Source organism: Micromonospora sp. DT4, from assembly GCF_049841675.1.
In the GTDB taxonomy this organism is placed as follows: domain Bacteria; phylum Actinomycetota; class Actinomycetes; order Mycobacteriales; family Micromonosporaceae; genus Micromonospora.
Genome location: NZ_JBNCKT010000419.1, coordinates 1 through 381 on the forward strand (window position 1 = coordinate 1; position 381 = coordinate 381).

Below are 381 nucleotides of genomic sequence, written 5' to 3' on the forward strand. Positions count from 1 at the left end.
ACAGCTCCCACCCGGCGGCATCGACCGAGTCTCCAGCCGAGGAGAAGTGGGGCAACGTGTTGAGGACGGCGGGATCGCCGTCGTGGATGCCGGCCAGGATCCGGCGGGCGGCCAGGCGGGTGTCGCCGCTGACCCTGGCGCCGATGGTGTCCTGCGCCCACCACTCGGCGGCGGTGTGGCCGGCCTCGGTGCCGGCGGCCCGCATGCGCCGCAGCGTGGCGGCCCATTCGGTGGCCTCGGCGACCGGATCGCCGGTGGGCGGCGGGGTGGTGGCTGGTGCGATGCGGTCGCCGTCGTCGAGGCTCATCGACAGCGTCGAGCCGCTGTCCCAGGCGACCTCGACGATGTTCTGCCGCTGGTCGTGGCGGCGGACGGTGCCGG

Annotated in this window: 1 pseudogene; it reads right to left on the reverse strand. The window is 74.8% G+C overall.

Annotated features, from left to right (window positions below):
* Nucleotides 1–381, reverse strand: a pseudogene (locus tag ACLQ24_RS30395) (DUF4314 domain-containing protein); the annotation flags it as partial.